Genomic DNA, 18,202 nt, shown 5'->3' on the forward strand with positions numbered 1-18,202 from the left:
GCCGCCGTCGGAGGGCGGCCGGTCAGCCGGTTCGCCGCCCAGCGTACGTGCCGTCAGGGGGCCACCTGCCCCGGGATGACGGAGCTGCGGCGTGCCTCCCACTCCAGGAACCGTTCGGTCTCGGCGAGCACGCTGCCGGCCAGCCAGGTGACCATGACGGCGTCGTCGGCCAGCCCGAAGATCGCCAGCGGGATCTCCGGCAGCAGGTCGATCGGGGAGACGACGTACGCCGCCGCGCCGGCCATCAACGCCAGGCGCAGCCCGCCGTCGTACTCCCCCCGCCCGGTGGCCCGGATCATGCGCGGCAGCGCCGCCAGCCGGGCACCCAGCGACGGCCCGCCCCGCGCCCCGGCCGCCAACGCCCGGGCCAACGCGGCGAACGCGGCGCTGCGCTTCAACGTCTTCCCCATGATTCCGCCTCTCTTCGCCCGACCAGGGTGCGGCCCCGGGGCAAGCCCACCCCCACCGGTACCCAGAACGGCCGGCTCCCAGCCGCCCGATCAAGGACAGCGGTCGTCGTACCGGCGCGATACTGTCGGTTCATGGGGGACGTCGGTTCCGTCGCGCCGGCCCGCTGGCGACGCGCCCGGCAGATCGCCCGCCTCGCGGCGATCGGCACGGGCGCCACGGTGGCGGCCACGGCTGCCACCGGTGGAGTGCTGCTCGGCCAGGCCCGGCAGGCCCGCCGCACCATCCCGATGGCCGAGGCGCCGCCACCACGCTGCGACGGCGTCTACGGCGCGCGGTTCCCCGGCCAGCCGATCACCATGGTCATCCTGGGCGACTCCTCCGCGGCCGGCTACGGCGTGCACCGGCGCCGGGAGACGCCCGGCTCGCTGCTGGCCACCGGGCTGTCCCGCCGGCTGCACCGCCCGGTCCGGCTGCACCGGTTCGCCGTGGTGGGCGCGCTGTCGGCCGGGCTGAAGCCGCAGGTCGAGTCCGCCCTGGAGGTCGCACCGGACGTGGCCGTGGTGCTGGTCGGCGGCAACGACGTCACCAACCGCACCCCGCCGGTGTTGGCCGTGCGCTACCTGGTCGACGCGGTCCGCACGCTGCGCGCCGCCGGTTGCGAGGTGGTCGTCGGCACCTGCCCCGACCTGGGCACGATCCGGCCGATCCAGCCGCCGCTGCGTTGGCTGGCCCGACGCTGGAGCCGCCAGCTCGCGGCCGCCCAGACGGTGGCCGTGGTGGAGGCGGGCGGCCGGACGGTCTCCCTCGGTGACCTGCTGGGGCCGCGGTTCGCCGCCGAGCCCGGTCGGATGTTCGCCTGGGACCGGTTCCACCCCTCCGCGGAGGGGTACGCGATGGCCGCGGCGGCGCTGCTGCCCACCGTGCTCTCCGCGTTGGGCGCGGTGCCGGAACGCCGTCCTTCGCGCACCGGGCTGGAAGGCGTACGGTCGCTTCCGGAGGCGGCCCACGAGGCGGCCCGGCACGCCGGCACGGAGGTCAGCGGCGCCCAGCTCCGGGGCCGCGACCGCGGGCCGGGCGGGCGGTGGGCGCAGCTCCGCCGGCGAGCGTTCTTCGGCGTCGGCGCGATGCCGCCCAGCGGCACCGCCACCGACTCGGCCACGCTGGAGGGAATGGCATGAGCGAGCGAAGCAGGGTGCCGGCATGAGCGGACGGAACGGGACGGCGGCCCGGTGGGGCCGGGCCGCGGCGCTGTCGCTGCTGGCCGGCACGGTGGGTGGCGCGGCGGTCCTCGCCGGCCAGGCCATCGCCGCCCGCAGCCGGGAGTACGCCCAGCCCGAGCTGGGTCTGGTGCTGCGCGCCACGGTCGGCCGGGCCGACGCGCCGCCGCTGCGGCTGGTGCTGCTCGGCGACTCGTCGGCGATCGGGGTGGGCGTCGACCGGTTCGAGGAGACCATCGGCGGCCAGCTCGCCCACCTGCTCGCCGAGGGGCCGACCGGCCGGCGGGTGCACCTGTCCAGCGTCGGTGTCTCCGGGTCCCGCGCCACCGACCTGGCCACGCAGGTGGCCCGCGCGCTGCTCGGCGAGCGGCCCGACGTGGCGGTGGTGCTGATCGGGGCGAACGACGCCACCGCCATGGGCCGTCCGGCCGACGCGGCGGCCTACCTCGGCTCGGCGGTCCGCCGGCTGCGCGAGGCCCACATCGAGGTCGTCGTCGGCACCTGCCCCGACCTCGGCGCGGTACGCGCCGTCGCCGCTCCGCTGCGCCAGGTGCTCGGCTGGTCCGGGCGGCGGATGGCGCGGGCCCAGACGGCGGCCGTGCTGGACGCCGGCGGCACCGTCGTCGACCTGGGCACCGAGACGGGCCCGGTGTTCCGGGCCGACGCCGGCACGCTCTGCCACGACGGCTTCCACCCCTCCGCGGACGGCTACCGGGTCTGGGCGCACGCACTGCTCCCGGCCGTCGAGGCCGCCGCCGCGGTCGCGTTCCGGCACCACCGCCGGCCGCCGGCAGGGTGACATTTCCCGCCCGGGGCGCGGCTTCCACCGCAAGTTACCCGCGGGTTAACGTTGGTTCATGCCGATTGAGTCGCCCCGCGACGCCGTCATCGTCGCCACCGCCCGGTCCCCCATCGGCCGCGCGTTCAAGGGTTCCCTGCGCGAGGTCCGCCCGGACGACCTCGCCGCCACCATCGTCCAGGCCGCCCTCGACAAGGTGCCGGCGCTCGATCCCACCACCATCGACGACCTCTACCTCGGGTGCGGTCTGCCCGGCGGTGAGCAGGGCTTCAACATGGCCCGGGTGGTCGCCACGCTGCTGGGCCTGGACGGGCTGCCCGGCGCCACGCTGACCCGCTACTGCGCCTCCTCGCTCCAGACCACCCGGATGGCGATGCACGCGATCCGGGCCGGTGAGGGCGACGTGTTCGTCTCCGCCGGTGTGGAGATGGTCTCCCGGTACGCCCGGGGCAACTCGGACACGCTGCCGCCGGAGGCGCAGGCGCTGGTCGGCGGCGGTTGGGAGAACCCGCGCTTCGCCGAGGCACGCGAGCGCTCGCAGGCCCGCACGCAGGCCGGCGCCGAGGTGTGGACCGATCCGCGGGAGGCCGGCCGGCTGCCGGACATCTACCTCGCCATGGGGCAGACCGCGGAGAACCTGGCCCAGGTGTACGACGTGTCCCGCGCGGACATGGACGCGTTCGGCGTCCGCAGCCAGAACCTGGCCGAGAAGGCGATCGCGGACGGCTTCTGGGCCCGCGAGATCACGCCGGTCACCACGCCGGACGGCACCGTGGTCGGCGCCGACGACGGCCCGCGCCCCGGGGTGACCCTGGAGGGCGTGGCCGGCCTCAAGCCGGTGTTCCGCCCGGACGGCCGGATCACCGCCGGCAACTGCTGCCCGCTGAACGACGGCGCCGCCGCCGTAGTGATCATGAGCGCCGAGCGGGCGGCCGAGCTGGGGCTCACCCCGCTGGCCCGGATCGTCTCCACCGGCGTCACCGCGCTCTCCCCGGAGATCATGGGCCTCGGCCCGGTCGAGGCGTCGAAGCAGGCGCTGAAGCGGGCCGGCATGACCATCGACGACGTCGACCTGGTGGAAATCAACGAGGCGTTCGCCGCCCAGGTGATCCCGTCGTACCGGCAGCTCGGCATTCCGGAGGAGAAGCTGAACGTGGCCGGCGGCGCGATCGCGGTCGGTCACCCGTTCGGCATGACGGGCGCCCGGATCACCGGCACCCTGCTCAACGCGCTGGAGTGGCACGACAAGACCATCGGCCTGGAGACCATGTGCGTCGGCGGCGGCCAGGGCATGGCCATGGTGCTCGAACGACTGAGCTGAACTCGATTCACTACGGCACGTGCCGGGTACCGGAACCCGCATGGCGACCGTCGTGGAACGCGAGCGCAAATTCTCCGGCGACGAGGGTTTCCGGCTGCCCGACCTGACCGGGTGCGGTGGCGTCGTGACGATGTCCGACGCCACCGCCTCGGAGCTGGACGCCGTCTACTGGGACACCGACGACCTGCGACTGCTGCGGAGCGCCCACGCGCTGCGGCGGCGTACCGGCGGGCACGACGCGGGCTGGCACCTCAAGGTGGGCGCGGTCGGTGGAGCCCGGGTCGAGCACCAGTTCCCGGCCGGGCCGGCCGACGCCGGCCCACCGGCCGAGCTGGTCGCGTCGATCCGGGGCGCGTCCCGGGGTCGGCCGGTCGCCCCGGCGGCCCGGATCGTCAACCACCGCCGGGAGCGACGGCTGCTGGACGCCGACGGTCGCGTGCTGGCCGAGGTGGCCGAGGACGACGTCCGGTCCGCGGACCTGGTCGACGGCACCGCCCGGACCTGGTACGAGATCGAGGTCGAGCTGGTCGACGGCGACGAGGAGCTGCTCGACGCGGTTTCCGCCCGGCTGGCCGAGGCCGGCGCCCGGGAGGTGCCGGTCAGCAAGTCCCACCGCGCGGTCGCCGGGCGGCTCGCCCGGTTCGACGACCGGCCGCCCACCGGCCCGGCCGAGCCAGTCGTGAGGTACGCCCGGAAGCAGCGGGACGCGATCGTCGGCAACCACGCGGCGGCGTACCAGGGGGACGCGGACGCGGTGCACGACATGCGCGTCGCGATCCGCCGGCTGCGGGCCACGCTGCGCACGTTCCGCGGCCTGTGGGACCGGCGGGAGAGCGAGGCGGTCCGGGGCGAACTGCGGCAGCTCGGCGGCGACCTGGGTGCGGTCCGCGACGTCCAGGTGCTGACCGCCCGACTCGCCGCGGCGGTGCACGAGTTGCCCGACGAGCTGGTGCTCGGCCCGGTCGCCGCACGGATCGGGGAGCGGTTCGCCGCCGACCTGGCCGGGTCGACCACCGGCCTGCGCGCCGCGCTGGACGCGGACCGTTATCCCGACCTGCTGTCCCGCCTGGACCGGCTGCTCGACGGCCCGACCGCCGAGGTGAACCGCCGCTGGGTGGACCGCCGGGTACGCCGGGCGGTGCGCCACGCCGACGACCGGCTGGACCGGGCGTTGGCCGACCGCGGACCGGCCGGGGACACCGCCCTGCACGAGGCGCGCAAGAAGTACAAGGCGGCCCGGTACGCGGTGGAGGTCCGGGTGCCCGACGCCGGCAAGCCGGCCGCCCGCCTGGTAAAGCGGCTCAAGGCGCTCCAGAACCTGCTCGGGACGCACCAGGACTCGGTGGTGACCCGGGAGGCGCTGCGCCGGCACGCGCTGCGGGCGTACGCCGAGGGTGAGAACACGTTCACCTACGGCCTGCTGCACGCGCGGCAGGCCGAGGCCGCCGGGCACGACCTGCCGGCGGTGCGGCGCGCACTCGACCGGGCCCGCCGACCCGGGGTGCGCCGCTGGCTGAAGCCCTGATCACCGACTCTCACACCAGCCCAACTCGCACCGACTTTCCCGGCGCCTACGAACTTGATGGCGCAAACGGGTCAGGTGCAGCGTGTCGGTCGCCGCGCTCGGGGCCGCATCGTCAGCTCGACCCATTCCGCCATCAACCTCGTAGGCATCCGACAGATCACGAAACGTGCGGCACCTCGCCCGCGATCTTGCACTTCCGGCCCGCTGTCCGCCCGTTGTACCCGATTCGCCGGGGCAACAACTGCAAGATCGCCGGGGCAGGGCGGGGTGGGTTAGAGGGTGGTGCGGGTGCGGGTTATCGCGTCGACGGCGACGGCCAGGACCGGGGCCGGTGGGGCGGCCAGGGCCAGGTCGGCGGCGACCACCCGGAGCTGGTCGGGCAGGGCCAGGTCGCTGGGCAGCCGGGGCACCTCGCGGCGCGGCTCACCGGCGGCGTCGGCGGCCAGGTTGGCGAGTTCCTGGACCAGCTTGTGCACCAGGTCGGCCCGGGACACGTTGCCACCCCCGGCCGGCGCCGACCAGCGCGGCTGCTGCCAGTGCCCGACCTGTCGGACCAGCAGGGCCACCGCCCGGTCCAGTTCCGCTGCGCTCATCACCGGCGAGTCTACGGACGACGCCCGCCGCCGCGGGATGCGGCAGGCGGGCGTCGACGGGCGGGCGGGACGGTCAGTCGTCGCCCTGGAAGTAGCTGAGCAGCCGCAGGATCTCGATGTAGAGCCAGACCAGGCCGACCACGATGCCGAACGCGGCCGTCCAGGCGTAGCGCTGCGGGAGCCCCATCCGGACCCCCTCCTCGATCTGGGCGAAGTTGAGCACGAAGCTCAGCGACGCCACCACGATGCAGACCAGGCTGAAGCCGATGGCGAGCGGGCTGCCGTCCCGCAGGTGCGTGTTGACGCCGAACAGCGACAGCACCAGGTTGACCAGCATCACCCCGAACAGGCCGGCGATGATCGCCACCATGATCCGGGCGAACTTCGGGGTGGCCCGGATGATCCGCGCCTTGTAGATCATCGCCATCAGGAAGAAGACGCCGAAGCTGGCCGCCACCGCCTGGAGCACGATGCCGTCGTAGAGCGAGTCGAACGCCTTGCTGACCATGCCGACGAAGACGCCCTCGACGATCGAGTACGCGACCACGAGCGCCGGGTTCGCCATCCGGGAGAACGAGATGATCAGGCCGAGCACCAGGCCGACCACGGCGGCGCCGATCCAGGCGACGCCGACCAGGGCGTCCGGCACGAGCACCCAGGCCGCGGCGGCCGAGGCGCCCAGGATGGCGAGCATGAGGACCGTCTTGACGACCACGTCGTCGAGGGTCATCGGCGTCACCGCAGGCGGGGCCACCGGCTGGCCGTAGCCGCTCGGGTAGTGCTGCTGCGGCGGGTACTGCTGGGGGTATCCGGGCTGACCGTACGGCCCGGGCTGGGCGTACCCGGTCGCCCGCTCACGCTCGGCCGCCTGGCCGAGCCGGGCGAGCACCGGGTTCGAGGTCTTCACTTCTCAGGCCTCCCTCAGGGGGTCGTTCGCACGTAGACGTGCGCCTCCCAGCGTAGACGCGGCGACAAGACCGTGCGCGGCGTCAAGCTGTGGGAAAGCTGAGAGTTCCGTGCCCGGGGCGGGGGTCGAACCCGCACGCCTTTCGGCAGCCGCTTTTAAGGCGGCCGTGTCTGCCGTTCCACCACCCGGGCGGGTGACACCGCCGCGCCGACACGCGCGGTGCAGATCTCACCGTAGCGGCTGCGCCGCGCCGCGGCGTACCCCGTGGGGGCCGGCCGATAGGGTCGGGGCCGTGACCAGCGCCGCCCGCGCGGCCCCCGGGCCCGACCGCGACCAGGCGGTCCGCCCCGCGTCGGCGACCGCCGCGGCGCGGGTCGGCCGGGTACGGGCCGCCGCTCGCCGGCATCGCGCGGACCTGCTGGTCGGGCTGCTGTTCGTGGCGTTCGCCGGTGGCCTCACCCACGGCCTGTGGCCGACGCCGGGCGCCCGGATGCTCGCCCTCAACCCGGCCGACCAGACGCTCTACGAATGGTTCCTGGCGCTCGACGCGCGGGCCCTGCGCGGCGACTTCAGCCTGGTCACCGACCGGCTCAACGCGCCGGACGGGGTCAACCTGATGGCCAACACCTCGGTCGTCGCGCTCGGGGTGCTGCTCGCGCCGGTCACGTGGGCGTTCGGCGCGCCGGCCACGTTCGCCCTGCTCGTCGCCGGCAACCTGGCCGGCACGGCGGTCGCCTGGTATCTGCTGTTCACCCGGACGCTGCGGGCCCACCGGCTCGCCGCCGGGCTCGGCGCGGCGCTCTGCGGCTTCGGGCCGGGCATGGTCTCGCAGAGCAACGGTCACCTGCACATGACCGCGCAGTGGCTGGTCCCGGTGCTGGTCTGGCTGGTGGTGCGGCTGCTGCGCGCCGCCGACCCGGCCGGTCGCCCGGACGGCCCGGACCGCCGCCGGATGATCTCCTCGGCGGTCGGGCTGGCCGGCACCGCCGTCGTCCAGGTCTTCGTCGGCGAGGAGGTGCTCTTCCTCACCGCGCTCACGCTGGCGGTGCTGGCCGTCGCGTACGGGCTGGCCGACCGGGAGCTGCCGCGTCGGGCGTTGCCCGGCTTCGCCGGTGGGCTGCTCGGCGCTGCCGGGCTCGCGCTGGTGGTGCTGGCGTACCCGCTCCGGCTCCAGTTCGCCGGCCCGCAGGGCGTCGCCGACGGGATGTTCCCGCCCGCCTACTTCTCCGCCGACCTGACCGGCTGGGCCCGGCTCTCCGCGCTGACCGTGCTCGGCAGCCCGGAGGCCGTCCGGCTGACCACCGGCCCGGCGGAGTTCACCACGTTCCTGGGCTGGCCGCTGCTGGTGGTGGCGACCGGCTGCGCGGTCTGGCTGGGCCGGCGCGCTCTGGTGCGCGCCCTGGTCGCCGCGGCGCTGGTGCTGGCCGCGTTCTCGCTCGGCCCCGAGGTGGTGGCCGGCGGCGAACGGACCGGCGTGCCCGGCCCGTACGCGCTGCTGGCCGGCCTGCCGGTGGTGGACGGCGCGCTGCCCACCCGGTTCGCGCTGGCGGTGCTGCCGCTGGTCGGCACCGTGCTCACGCTCGCCGTGCACCGGGCGCTGCACGAGCCGGGTCCGGCGCGCCGGCTGGTGCCGCTGGCGGTCGGCGCGGCCCTGCTCAGCGTCTTCCCGACGCCGCTGCCCACGATCGACCGGCCGCCGCTGCCCACGTTCGTCACCGGCGGCCACTGGCGACAGTGCGTACGCCCCGGCGGGGTGCTGGTGCCGGTGCCCACGGCCACCCCGCAGCACCCCGGGCCGATGCGGTGGGCCACCGCCACGGGTGTCGGGTTCGGCATGCCGGAGGGGTTCTTCATCGGCCCGTACGGTCCCGGCGGCTCGGCCACCATGGGCACCTGGCAGCGTCCCACCTCGGCGCTGCTGGCCGACGTGGCCCGGCGGGGCGTCGCGCCGGCCGTCGGTGACCGGCAGCGCCGTCAGGCGGCCCGGGACGTCGACGCCTGGGGCGCGTCGTGCGTGGCGCTGACCGACGACGCCCCGCACGCGGAGCTGCTGCGCCGCACGCTGGAGGCGCTCTTCGGCCCGGGCACCCGAGTCGCCGACGCCTGGACCTGGCGGTTCTGACCCGGGTACGACGAAAGGCCCCTCCCGTGCGGGAAGGGCCCTTCGGGACGAACGGTCAGACGCGCGCGCCGACCGGCGGGGCGGACGCCTCGGCGAACTCCTCACGCGGGTCGTGCAGCTGGCCGAGCGCGACCACCTCACGCTTGAGGAAGAACGCCAGCGACCAGTCCACCACCACCCGGACCTTGCGGTTGAACGACGGGATCCGCGACATGTGGTACGTCCGGTGCATGAACCACGCCGGCCAGCCGGTCATCTTCACGCCGTAGACCTGCGCCACGCCCTTGTGCAGGCCGAGGCTGGCCACGCTGCCGGCGTGCTTGTGCTTGTAGTCGACCGGCTCGCGCCCGCGGACCACGTTCACGATGTTGTCGGCCATCCGGGCGGCCTGCCGCACCGCGTGCTGGGCGCTGGGCGAACAGAAGTTGCCCGGCTCCTTGGTCAGGTCCGGCACGGCGGCGCAGTCACCGGCGCTCCACGCGCCCTCGACCACCCGGTCGCCGTCCACGATCTGGAGCGTCGGCAGGCAGGTCACCCGGCGCCGCTCGTCGCGCGGGAAGTCGGTGGCGTCCAGCATCGGCGACGGCTTCACGCCGGCCGTCCACACGATGGTGTCGGACGGGAAGCTGTCTCCGTCGGAGAGCTTGACCACCCCGTCGACGCAGGACTCCAGCCGGGTGTCCAGCCGGATGTCCATGTTCCGCTTCAGGAGCTGCTGCACCGTGTAGGCGCCCATGTCCCGGTCGACCTCGGGCAGCACCCGCTGGGTCGCCTCGACCAGCACCCAGCGCATCTCCTCCGGCTTCAGCTCCGGGTAGTAGCGCAGCGCGTCGCGGGCCATGTCCTCCATCTCGGCGAGCGCCTCGATGCCGGCGTAACCGCCGCCCACGAAGGTGAACGTCAGCGCGCGACGACGGACCTCCGGGTCGGTCGTGGCGGCCGCCACGTCCAGCCGGTCCAGCACGTGGTTGCGCAGGAAGATGGCCTCGCCGATGGTCTTGAACCCGATGCCGTTCTCGTGCAGGCCCGGGATCGGCAGGGTGCGGGAGACCGAGCCGGGGGCGACCACCACGTGGTCGTACGGGATCTCCCGGGTCGGGCCGCTGATCGGCTGCACCACGGCGGTCTTGCGGTCGTGGTCGATCCGGGTGACCGTGCCGGCCACCACCGTGCACTTGCGCAACTCCCGCCGCAGCGGCACCACAGCGTGCCGCGGGGAGATGTTGCCGGCCGAAGCCTCCGGGAGGAACGGCTGGTACGTCATGTGGGGCTGCGGGTCGACGACGACCACCTCGGCCTCACGCGAGCTCAGCTTCTTCGACAGACGCAGAGCGGCGTACAGGCCGACGTGCCCGGCACCCACGACAAGGATCCGCTTCGGATTCACGTCATCCATCTTTCCCCGGGGGGCTCCGGTAATACCGCGCGAGACCCCCTTCTGTGACGGAGCACAACCCGTGTGACCTGCGCAACGTCCCGCCGCGTCCCGTCATCTGCGACGCAGCAGCCACCCCAGCAACGCGCTCAGCCCCACCGCGACCAGCAGTCCCACCACGGTCGCCACCTGCGTCCCGTCGGTCCCGCCGAGCGCGCCCAGCCACGCCAGCACGACGCCGAGCACGGCGCTGCCCAGCACCACGCCACCGGCCCGGGCCAGCCACCGCAGCACCAGGTCCGGGTCGATCAACCCGTCGTAGGGCAGCAGCGCGGCCAGCGCGCAGAGCGTGTGCGCCAGGTAGAGCAGCGTGGCCACGGCGAGCAGCCGCCACAGCGCCGGCGGCCGGTCGTAGCCGAGCATGGCCAGCAGCCAGCCGCCGACCGTCACCAGCGCGGCGAACGTCGGCCAGAGCCGGCGCGGCGCGACCGCCGGCAGCACCGCGGCCACCGCCAGGGCCAGCAGCGACCGCGGGGCCAGCATCTGCACCGGGTACGCGAGCAGGAAGCCGGCCAGCACGACCAGGAAGATGCCGCCGCGCACCAGTAGCGGCAGCGGGCTGACCCGGGCCACCTTGTACCGCACCGCCCGCACTCGTTCCACGAGCCCGCCCGCCAGGTCACTCACCGCAGCCCCACCCTCGGCGCCATGGCCAGGCGGGACACGTCGCGCAGCACCTCGTCCAGGCTGCCCGCGCCGGCCCAGCGCACCACCGGCACGCCGTGCTCGCGGAGCTGCCCGATCATCGTGTCCCGGTCCAGCCGCCACAGCCGGTACGCCACCTCGGCCCAGCCCCGTTCCTTCGGCAGCGGCAGCTCCGCCGGCAGCGTGTCCACCGCCACCACGAACCGCCCGCCCCGGGCCAGCCGGGCCAGCATCTGCGCCGAACGCTCGTCGAGCAGCGGGGTGAGCACCACCACGAGCGCGTCCGAGGAGAGCACCTGCGGGCCGAACACCTGGTCGTACGGCTCGTGCGGGGACGACTCGGCCTGCACGTCGAGCAGCCACTCCAGCACGGTCAGGTACTGCCGGCGCCCGGTGGCCGGGCGCAGTCGCCGGGCGGCCGGACCGTACTCCAGCAGCGCCACCCGGTCGCCCCGGTGCAGGTAGTGCTCGGCGATCGCGGCGGCGGCCCGGACCGTGGTGTCGAGCACCGACGCCGGCCCGCGTACGCCGCCGGAGCGGCCCGCCTCGGCGAGCACGTCGAGCAGCACCACCACCTCGGCGTCCCGGTCGGAGAGGGTGGCCGCGACGTGCAGTTGGCGGGCCCGCAGCGACACCCGCCAGTCGATGCGGCGCAGTCGGTCCCCGGGCGCGAAGACGCGTACGCCGGCCAACTCGCCGCCCTCCCCCGGCCGCCGTGACCGGTGCGCGCCGACCAGCCCGGCGGCCCGGGGCATCGCCTCGACCGCGTCGAACGGCTCGGTGCGCGGGTAGACCCGGGCGCGGATCGGGGCGGTGATCACCGCCCGGGAGACCAGCAGCCCGTCGGCGGCGGCGACCCGGACGCCGGCCGGGCCGAACGGGTGCCGGCCCCACCGCAGCGCGGTGCCGGTCAACTCCAGGTCGACGGCGCTGCCTCGGGGCACCGACGTGACGAACGGCCGGTCCGCGCCGCCGGAGCGGCTCACGTCCAGCTCGGCACCGCCGAAGCCGACCTTCTCCACCCGCAGCCAGGGCGACATCCGGGTCCGGACCACCGCCAGGTCGTAGCCGATCAGGTCCGGGTTGGCCACCGCCACGGTGGTGGCCATCGGCGACCCTTCGACCAGGTGGGTGTCCGCGACGCTCAGCTCCAGCTCGGGCTGGGTGGCCGGGCGGCGGCGCAAACCGTACGCGGTGCCCAGCGCGAACGGCGTGGCCAGCACCACCAGGTCGATCCGGCCGAGCAGCACGGCCGCGACGAGCAGCACGCCGGTGAGCAGCACGGCCCGGCCGAGCGCCCAGGTGGGCGCCCAGCCGTTCGCCGGCTCGGCCCGCTCGTCCATCAGCGCCCGGCGGCGTAGCTGGGCAGCGCGCCGCTGGCCGGGGCGGGCGTCGACTCGAGCACCTCGCCGACCACGAACGCCGGGTCGACCCGGCGCAACCACATCTCCGGACGCAGCGTGATGCGGTGCGCCAGCGCGGGCGCCGCCACCGCCTTGACGTCCTCCGGCACCACGTAGTCCCGGTTGGCGAGCACGGCCCGCACCCGAGACAGCAGCAGCAACGCCAGCGAGCCGCGCGGCGACGCGCCGACCAGCACGGACGGGTGCTCGCGGGTGGCCGCGGTGAGCGCCACGATGTACCGGCCGATCGAGTCCTCGACCACCACGTCCTCCAGCGCGGCCTGCATGGCGCGCAGCGTGGCGGCGTCCACCACCGGCGTGATCTCGGCCTCCTCGCGGCGGCGGGCGATGCGCCGGCGCAGCACGTCCCACTCCTCGTCGTTGGTCGGGTAGCCGAACGAGACGCGCAGCAGGAACCGGTCGAGTTGCGCCTCGGGCAGCGGATAGGTGCCCTCGTACTCGATCGGGTTGGCGGTGGCCAGCACGTGGAACGGCTCGTCCAGGCGGTAGGTCACGCCCTCCACCGAGACCTGCTTCTCCTGCATCGCCTCCAGCAACGCCGACTGGGTCTTCGGCGGCGTCCGGTTGATCTCGTCGGCCAGCAGCAGGTTGGTGAAGAGCGGCCCGGCCCGGAACGAGAAGTCGCCGCTGCTCTGGTCGTACAGGAACGAGCCGGTGACGTCGGCGGGGAGCAGGTCCGGGGTGAACTGGAGCCGGCGGAAGTCCAGCCCGAGCGCCTGCGCGAAGCACCGCGCGGTGAGCGTCTTGCCCAGGCCGGGCAGGTCCTCCAGCAGCACGTGGCCGCCGGCCAGGATGCCGGCCAGCACCAGCTCCAGCGCCTCGCGCTTGCCGACCACGACGGTGCCGACCGCGTCCAGGACGGTCCGGGCGAGCCGGCCCACCTCGGCGGGAGGCATGCTCCGGTCCTCGTTCATCAGATCTTCTCCAGTTCGGCGACGATCGCCGCGAGGTCGCGCGGCGTCGGGGGGCGGCGGGCGGGGGTGCCGAGGAACGTCCACAGCGGCTCGCCCAGCAGGGCGCGGGCGCGCGCCGGGTCGGACTCGCGGGTGACGCCGTGCCGCTGGCGCAGCCGCTCGTCGGCCAGCTCACCGAGGCGGGGCAGCACCCGCTCGGTGAACCGCTCCCGGTTGTCGGTGCACCAGTCCAGCGGTCGTTCCCAGCCGTTGATGGCGGCCCGCAGCGCGTCCCGGGCGGACCAGTTCCAGGTGCCGGACTCCTCGCCGCCGGAGGACCGCAGCCCGGCGCGCGGCGGCGGCGGGGGCGAGAGCGCGGCGGTGACCCGGCGCACGGCGAGCACCGCGAGCACGCCCGCCACGATGATCCAGAGCGGCACCCGCAGGCCGACCGCGCGGAGGCCGACCACGATCACCACGACGGCGGCGGCGGTGACCAGCACGATTCGCAGCAACCACCGGGCCCGGCCGCCGGCCGGCCGTCCGGCCGCGGATCCGGTGGGCTCCTCGCCGGAGCCGAGCAGGTCGTCGATGCTGGTGCTCACGGAGCGCCGACCTCCCCCGCCGCCACACCGGTCAGCTCGCCGCGCAGCCGGCGCAGCGCCGCCCGGGCCTGGTCGCGGGTGCGTTCGTCGACCGGGTGGGTGGCGTAGCGGGCCTCCCGGTAGACGTGCGCGAACCCGTCCAGCACGTCGGCGCTGGCGATCGCCGGGATGCCCGCCTCGGGGTCGCCGCGCAGCAGTCGGCTGACCAGGTCGGTGGGCGTGTCACCGGTCCTCCGGGGCACCCCGGTGTCCTCGGCGGCCTCCTCCAGCCGGACCCAGCAGGCGATCACCGCGGTCCGCGGGTCGGTGGCGCGGTCGTCCAACTCCTCCAGCCCGGCGTCCAGAGCGGCCACCACCTCGCGGGCCGTCCCCTCGGCGGTACGCCGGGTGCGCCGCACCGGCACCACGCGGGTGGTCCGGCGCAGCGCGCTGCGGAGCACGCTCCAGAGCAGGTAGCCGACGACGACCAGCACGATCGTGAAGAGCAGTGCCACCGCGGCGGTGCCCAGCCAGTCGGGCACCCCACCCTCGGAGGGGATGCCCAACTCCCGGGGCTCGGCCGGGATCGAGGGCGGCGCCTCGGACGGATAGTCCGGGACGTACGGGACGTTGTCCACGGGCGGAATCCGACTGGCCCCGATCGCGGAGTGCCCGGCGGCGACGGCGGCGACCGCGAGCAGCACCGCGACCGCCGCGACCGGCCACCACCTGCGCAGCACGCCGAAGTCCATTCCCCCGCCTCAGGTGTGTTCCTCAGTCCACCCCGGACAGGTGCTTGGCCCGGGTGAACACGTCGTCCAACATCGCCGGCGTGAGCCGGCCGGTGAACGTGTTCTGCTGGCTGACGTGATAGCAGCCGAGCAACGCCGGCACGGACTCGCCGGACCAGTGTGCCCCATGACCGAACACGGGTCGCGGTGTGGGCGGGCGCTGTCCGTACACCTGGCGGAGCACCGGCCACCACGCGGCCCAGGCGAACGCGCCCAGCGCGACCACCACGCGCAGCGTGGGGCGGATCAGTTCGACCTCGCGGTGCACCCACGGCGCGCAGGTGTCCCGCTCGGCCGGGGTGGGCTTGTTGTCCGGCGGGGCGCAGCGCACGGCCGAGAAGATGCGGGTCTCCCGGAGCGTGAGGCCGTCGTCGGCGGCGACGCTCGTCGGCTGGTTGGCCAGCCCGGCCCGGTGCAGCGCGGCGAAGAGCACGTCACCGGAGCGGTCCCCGGTGAAGATCCGGCCGGTGCGGTTGCCGCCGTGCGCGGCGGGTGCCAGGCCGAGGATCGCGATCCGCGCGTCCGGCGGCCCGAGGCCCGGCACCGGCCGCCCCCAGTAGTCCTGGTCGCGGAACGCGGCCCGCTTGACCCGGGCCACCTCCTCGCGCCACGCCACCAGCCGCGGGCAGGCGAAGCAGTCACTGACCGCGCCGTCGAGGTCGGTCAGGTCGGTCGCCCGCGCCGCGCGGGCGACCACCTCCCCCGGGGTACGCGACTCAGCCAAGCTTCGCCCGGAACAGTTCCAGGGTGCGGGCCCAGGCGGTGGCGGCGGCCCGCTGATCGAACTGCTCCGGCCGGTCCTCGTTGAAGAACGCGTGCGCGGTGCCCGGGTAGTCGAACGTCTGGCAGGTGCCGCCGGCGGCCTCGATGGACCGGCGTACGCCCTGCACCCCGTCGGCGGCGGAGAGACCGTCCGCCTCGGAACAGTGGACGAGCGCGGCCTTTCCGGCGTAGCCGGACCAGTCGGCGACCATGCCCTCCCAGGGCAGGCGCGGGTAGAACGCGGTGGTGGCGACGATCCGCTCGGAGGTCGTACCGGCCCACAGGGCGAGGCTGGCGCCCGCGCAGAACCCGGCGCAGCCCACCTTGCCGGCCACTTCGGGGCGGCTCGCCAGGTATTCGGCGGCGGCCGAGATGTCGCTGGCCGCCTCGTCCATCTGGCTGCTGTTCAGCATCTGCCGGGGCTCGGTCGGCTTGACGGCGGGACCGCCGTGCCGGAAGTCGGGCGCGAGGGCGACGAAACCGGCCTCGGCGAAGCGGTCGACCACGGCCCGGACGTGGGGCACCAGGCCCCACCAGTCCTGGATGACGATGACCGCCGGGCTGGCCGCACCGCCGGAGGGTATCGCGAGATACCCCTCGCTCGTCCCCCCGTTGCCGGTGAAGCTCACCATCTCGCCCATGGGCCCGTCCTCCTAGCGGTCAGTCACCGTTGGCTGGTCGCACAGTTGGCTGTGACGTGCCGGTAGCGTGCCACGCCGTCACCGGCCCGGGGAAGACGGAAGAACAGTGGCATTCACCTCCTGTCCACCCCACCAAGGGGTTTAGCGATTGCTAAACTCGCCGTATGATGGCTGGTGAGTGGGACGTCTACCTCGTCGACGAGGTGAGGCACTGGATCGACACATTGGATCCGCACCTCCATGCCCGGGTCATCCAGGCGAAGGCATGAGCGACTACACCCGGTGGCAGGAGATCCGCACCGCTCACGTCACCCGCGCCGGCGGCGAAGAGGCGGTCGAGGCGGGCAAGCAGCAACTCCTCGCCGAGGTCATCGGTCATCGGCTCGCCGAGGTGCGTCGTGCCCGAGGGCTGACCCAGCAGCAGGTGGCGGACCGCATGGGCGTCACGAAGGGGCGGGTCTCCCAGATCGAGCAGGGAAAGATCTCCGGCCAGGAGGTGGTTGCCCGGTTCGCCGCCGCGCTGGGCGGCCGACTGCACCAGGCGATCTACTTCGACGACGGCGACATCGCCGCCATCGCCTGAGCCGGTCGTCCTCACCGCCACCCGGGCGGCGGTGAGGACGACGGCGACAGATCAGTTGGCCGGAGCCGGCGCTCCAGATTCCGCGGTCGCGCCGGTGGCAGACGCGGTCGGCAGGGCCGTAGCCGCCGATCCCGGCGTCGCGCTCGCGGTCGGCGCGGGCGTGCCGGTGGCCGTGGGCGGGGCAGGCGTGCCGGTGGCCGTGGGCGGGGCAGGCGTGCCGGTGGCCGTGGGCGGGGCGGCGGGTGCCGGCGGCACAGCCGGCGGGCCGAACGGGGCCAGTTCCGGGCAGTACGGGTAGGCGTTGCGCGGTGCCGGCACGGCGCCGGACGCGTCGAGGCAGGTCGGCCAGCCGAGCCGGATCGGCACGCCGTTCTGGTCAAAGAGCTGGGCGTCGCGGACGAGCCGCCCCTGCTGGTCGTAGACGAAGACGTCCTCGATCCGGTCGTACCGCCGGTCGACCGCGACCTCCTGGTAGGAGGTGTAACCGTCCTCGCCGGCGTTGCGATCGACGTCGGCGAGCACCGCGAACGAGAAGACCACCAGCACGGCGGTGCCCACCAGGTGCAGCCGGCGCGGCCACCCGGTGAAGCCGCCGGAGCGACGGCCTAGCCACAGCGACGCGAGGACCGCGCCGGTGAGCAGCAGCAGGCCGCCCAGCAGGCTGTCGTCGAGCCGGGGTAGCAGGCCGACCCGACCGCTGCGCGTCATCTCGCCGACGAGCAGCGCGGCCAGATAGCCGCGCACCAGCCACCAGGCCGGGCGCAGCGAGCGCAGGAAGTCCGCCACCCGGGTGTGCCCGAGCAGCGGGCCGAGTTGACGGTCGAGCAGGCGTAACTGGGTGGTGGCCCGGTCCCGCGCGGCGGCCAGCCGACGCAGGCGGGCCGGTCGGCCGCCCGGCTCCGCGCCGGCTGCGGTCCGCAGTTCCAGCGCGTACGCCTCCGGCGCGCCGAGCCGGTCGACGAGCGTGCCGTCACCCTCGGCTGCCACCTCGGCGAGGTGCTCCGGAAGGTCCTCGGTCAACTCGTCGCGGAGCGTCGGCGGCAGGTCGGCGAGCGCGGCCCGCACCCGGTCGACGTAGTCCGTGATCTCCTGCCCAGTGACGGTCATGCCGCCATCCCCCGATCGTCGAGCAGTGCGTCCATGGTGGTGGCGAACGAGCGCCAGGTCTTGCCGGAGCGGGTGAGCTGGTCCCGCCCGGCGGCGTTCAGCGCGTAGTACTTGCGGTGCGGCCCGGATTCGCTGGGCACCACGTAGGTGGTCAACAGGCCGCCCGCGAAGAGCCGGCGCAACGTGCCGTAGACCGAGGCGTCGCCGACCTCGGTGAGGCCGGCCTCGCGCAGCCGGCGGAGGATGTCGTAGCCGTAGCCGTCTTCGTCCTTGAGCACGGCGAGCACGGCCAGGTCGAGGACACCCTTGAGAAGCTGCGTCGTATCCACGCTCCGCACAGTAGTGCGCAATGCACAGTACCGTCAACGACGACGCACTCCCCCGCTTCGTTGATCAAGGAGTTTGCGTCGGGACTCGCCGCGAACGCCGACGCGAACTCCTT

General features: G+C 74.5%; 19 protein-coding genes and 1 tRNA gene. 6 read left to right on the forward strand and 14 right to left on the reverse strand.

The annotated features are described in order from the left end of the window. Positions 1 to 53: 53 nt before the first annotated feature. Positions 54 to 410, reverse strand: coding sequence for a YkvA family protein (locus AB0B02_RS00145; RefSeq protein ID WP_281944153.1), 357 nt, complete (start codon positions 408 to 410; stop codon positions 54 to 56). A gap of 132 nt (positions 411 to 542) precedes the next feature. On the opposite strand from AB0B02_RS00145, the gene AB0B02_RS00150 reads away from it, so the two are divergent. From AB0B02_RS00150 to AB0B02_RS00165, 4 genes are read left to right on the forward strand one after another with little or no spacing between them, the layout of a single operon-like run. Further along, positions 543 to 1,589, forward strand: a complete 1,047-nt coding sequence (locus AB0B02_RS00150; protein WP_281944155.1) for an SGNH/GDSL hydrolase family protein — start codon at positions 543 to 545, stop codon at positions 1,587 to 1,589. A gap of 22 nt (positions 1,590 to 1,611) precedes the next feature. Beyond that, positions 1,612 to 2,427 (forward strand): SGNH/GDSL hydrolase family protein, encoded by an 816-nt coding sequence (locus tag AB0B02_RS00155; RefSeq protein ID WP_281944158.1) that lies wholly within the window; start codon positions 1,612 to 1,614, stop codon positions 2,425 to 2,427. 58 nt (positions 2,428 to 2,485) lie between these two features. Next, the gene (locus AB0B02_RS00160; RefSeq protein WP_357291799.1) at positions 2,486 to 3,748 is read left to right on the forward strand and encodes an acetyl-CoA C-acetyltransferase; all 1,263 of its coding nucleotides are present in this window, start codon (positions 2,486 to 2,488) and stop codon (positions 3,746 to 3,748) included. Between the two features lie 40 nt (positions 3,749 to 3,788). After that, a complete protein-coding gene (locus AB0B02_RS00165; protein ID WP_281944162.1) occupies positions 3,789 to 5,273 on the forward strand; it encodes a CYTH and CHAD domain-containing protein in 1,485 nt (494 codons plus the stop codon). Between the two features lie 272 nt (positions 5,274 to 5,545). Here the strand turns inward: AB0B02_RS00165 and AB0B02_RS00170 are convergent, their stop codons facing one another. From AB0B02_RS00170 to AB0B02_RS00180, 3 genes are all read right to left on the reverse strand, one after another. Then, positions 5,546 to 5,866, reverse strand: a complete 321-nt coding sequence (locus AB0B02_RS00170) for a hypothetical protein (protein WP_281944164.1) — start codon at positions 5,864 to 5,866, stop codon at positions 5,546 to 5,548. A gap of 73 nt (positions 5,867 to 5,939) precedes the next feature. Next, positions 5,940 to 6,773, reverse strand: coding sequence for a Bax inhibitor-1/YccA family protein (locus AB0B02_RS00175; protein WP_281944166.1), 834 nt, complete (start codon positions 6,771 to 6,773; stop codon positions 5,940 to 5,942). Positions 6,774 to 6,883: 110 nt separating this feature from the next. Then, positions 6,884 to 6,964 (reverse strand) — tRNA-Leu (locus AB0B02_RS00180). Between the two features lie 101 nt (positions 6,965 to 7,065). Here AB0B02_RS00180 and AB0B02_RS00185 point away from each other — a divergent pair. Further along, positions 7,066 to 8,895 carry a hypothetical protein gene (locus AB0B02_RS00185; protein ID WP_357291805.1) on the forward strand — a complete coding sequence of 610 codons (1,830 nt, stop codon included), beginning with the start codon at positions 7,066 to 7,068 and terminating at the stop codon, positions 8,893 to 8,895. 55 nt (positions 8,896 to 8,950) lie between these two features. Here AB0B02_RS00185 and AB0B02_RS00190 read toward each other — a convergent pair whose 3' ends face one another. The 8 genes from AB0B02_RS00190 to AB0B02_RS00225 all read right to left on the reverse strand — a co-directional run bounded on the left by AB0B02_RS00190 (position 8,951) and on the right by AB0B02_RS00225 (position 16,070). Further along, positions 8,951 to 10,282, reverse strand: coding sequence for an NAD(P)/FAD-dependent oxidoreductase (locus AB0B02_RS00190; protein ID WP_357291809.1), 1,332 nt, complete (start codon positions 10,280 to 10,282; stop codon positions 8,951 to 8,953). A 102-nt stretch (positions 10,283 to 10,384) separates the two neighbouring features. Next, a complete protein-coding gene (locus AB0B02_RS00195) occupies positions 10,385 to 10,948 on the reverse strand; it encodes a hypothetical protein (protein WP_281944202.1) in 564 nt (187 codons plus the stop codon). A 5-nt stretch (positions 10,949 to 10,953) separates the two neighbouring features. Then, complete coding sequence (locus AB0B02_RS00200) at positions 10,954 to 12,318, reverse strand: DUF58 domain-containing protein (RefSeq protein WP_357291812.1); 1,365 nt, start codon at positions 12,316 to 12,318, stop codon at positions 10,954 to 10,956. Beyond that, positions 12,318 to 13,313: a MoxR family ATPase gene (locus tag AB0B02_RS00205; RefSeq protein WP_281944172.1), complete on the reverse strand. Its 996-nt coding sequence runs from the start codon at positions 13,311 to 13,313 to the stop codon at positions 12,318 to 12,320. Before AB0B02_RS00205 ends, AB0B02_RS00200 begins: the two co-directional genes overlap by 1 nt. Next, a complete protein-coding gene (locus AB0B02_RS00210) occupies positions 13,313 to 13,897 on the reverse strand; it encodes a hypothetical protein (RefSeq protein WP_357291817.1) in 585 nt (194 codons plus the stop codon). The genes AB0B02_RS00205 and AB0B02_RS00210 overlap by 1 nt, the downstream gene beginning before the upstream one ends. Then, entirely contained in the window at positions 13,894 to 14,628 is a 735-nt protein-coding gene (locus AB0B02_RS00215; protein ID WP_357291820.1) for a DUF4129 domain-containing protein, read from the reverse strand. Before AB0B02_RS00215 ends, AB0B02_RS00210 begins: the two co-directional genes overlap by 4 nt. A gap of 22 nt (positions 14,629 to 14,650) precedes the next feature. Further along, positions 14,651 to 15,364 (reverse strand): uracil-DNA glycosylase, encoded by a 714-nt coding sequence (locus AB0B02_RS00220; RefSeq protein WP_357295623.1) that lies wholly within the window; start codon positions 15,362 to 15,364, stop codon positions 14,651 to 14,653. Between the two features lie 19 nt (positions 15,365 to 15,383). Beyond that, positions 15,384 to 16,070: a dienelactone hydrolase family protein gene (locus AB0B02_RS00225; protein WP_281944178.1), complete on the reverse strand. Its 687-nt coding sequence runs from the start codon at positions 16,068 to 16,070 to the stop codon at positions 15,384 to 15,386. Between the two features lie 265 nt (positions 16,071 to 16,335). On the opposite strand from AB0B02_RS00225, the gene AB0B02_RS00230 reads away from it, so the two are divergent. Continuing rightward, the gene (locus tag AB0B02_RS00230) at positions 16,336 to 16,653 is read left to right on the forward strand and encodes a helix-turn-helix transcriptional regulator (protein ID WP_357291825.1); all 318 of its coding nucleotides are present in this window, start codon (positions 16,336 to 16,338) and stop codon (positions 16,651 to 16,653) included. A 51-nt stretch (positions 16,654 to 16,704) separates the two neighbouring features. Here the strand turns inward: AB0B02_RS00230 and AB0B02_RS00235 are convergent, their stop codons facing one another. Beyond that, a complete protein-coding gene (locus AB0B02_RS00235; protein ID WP_357291829.1) occupies positions 16,705 to 17,760 on the reverse strand; it encodes a hypothetical protein in 1,056 nt (351 codons plus the stop codon). Further along, positions 17,757 to 18,089, reverse strand: a complete 333-nt coding sequence (locus AB0B02_RS00240; RefSeq protein WP_281942754.1) for a PadR family transcriptional regulator — start codon at positions 18,087 to 18,089, stop codon at positions 17,757 to 17,759. Before AB0B02_RS00240 ends, AB0B02_RS00235 begins: the two co-directional genes overlap by 4 nt. Positions 18,090 to 18,202: the final 113 nt, after the last annotated feature.

This window comes from Micromonospora sp. NPDC049240 (assembly GCF_040647835.1).
In the GTDB taxonomy this organism is placed as follows: domain Bacteria; phylum Actinomycetota; class Actinomycetes; order Mycobacteriales; family Micromonosporaceae; genus Micromonospora.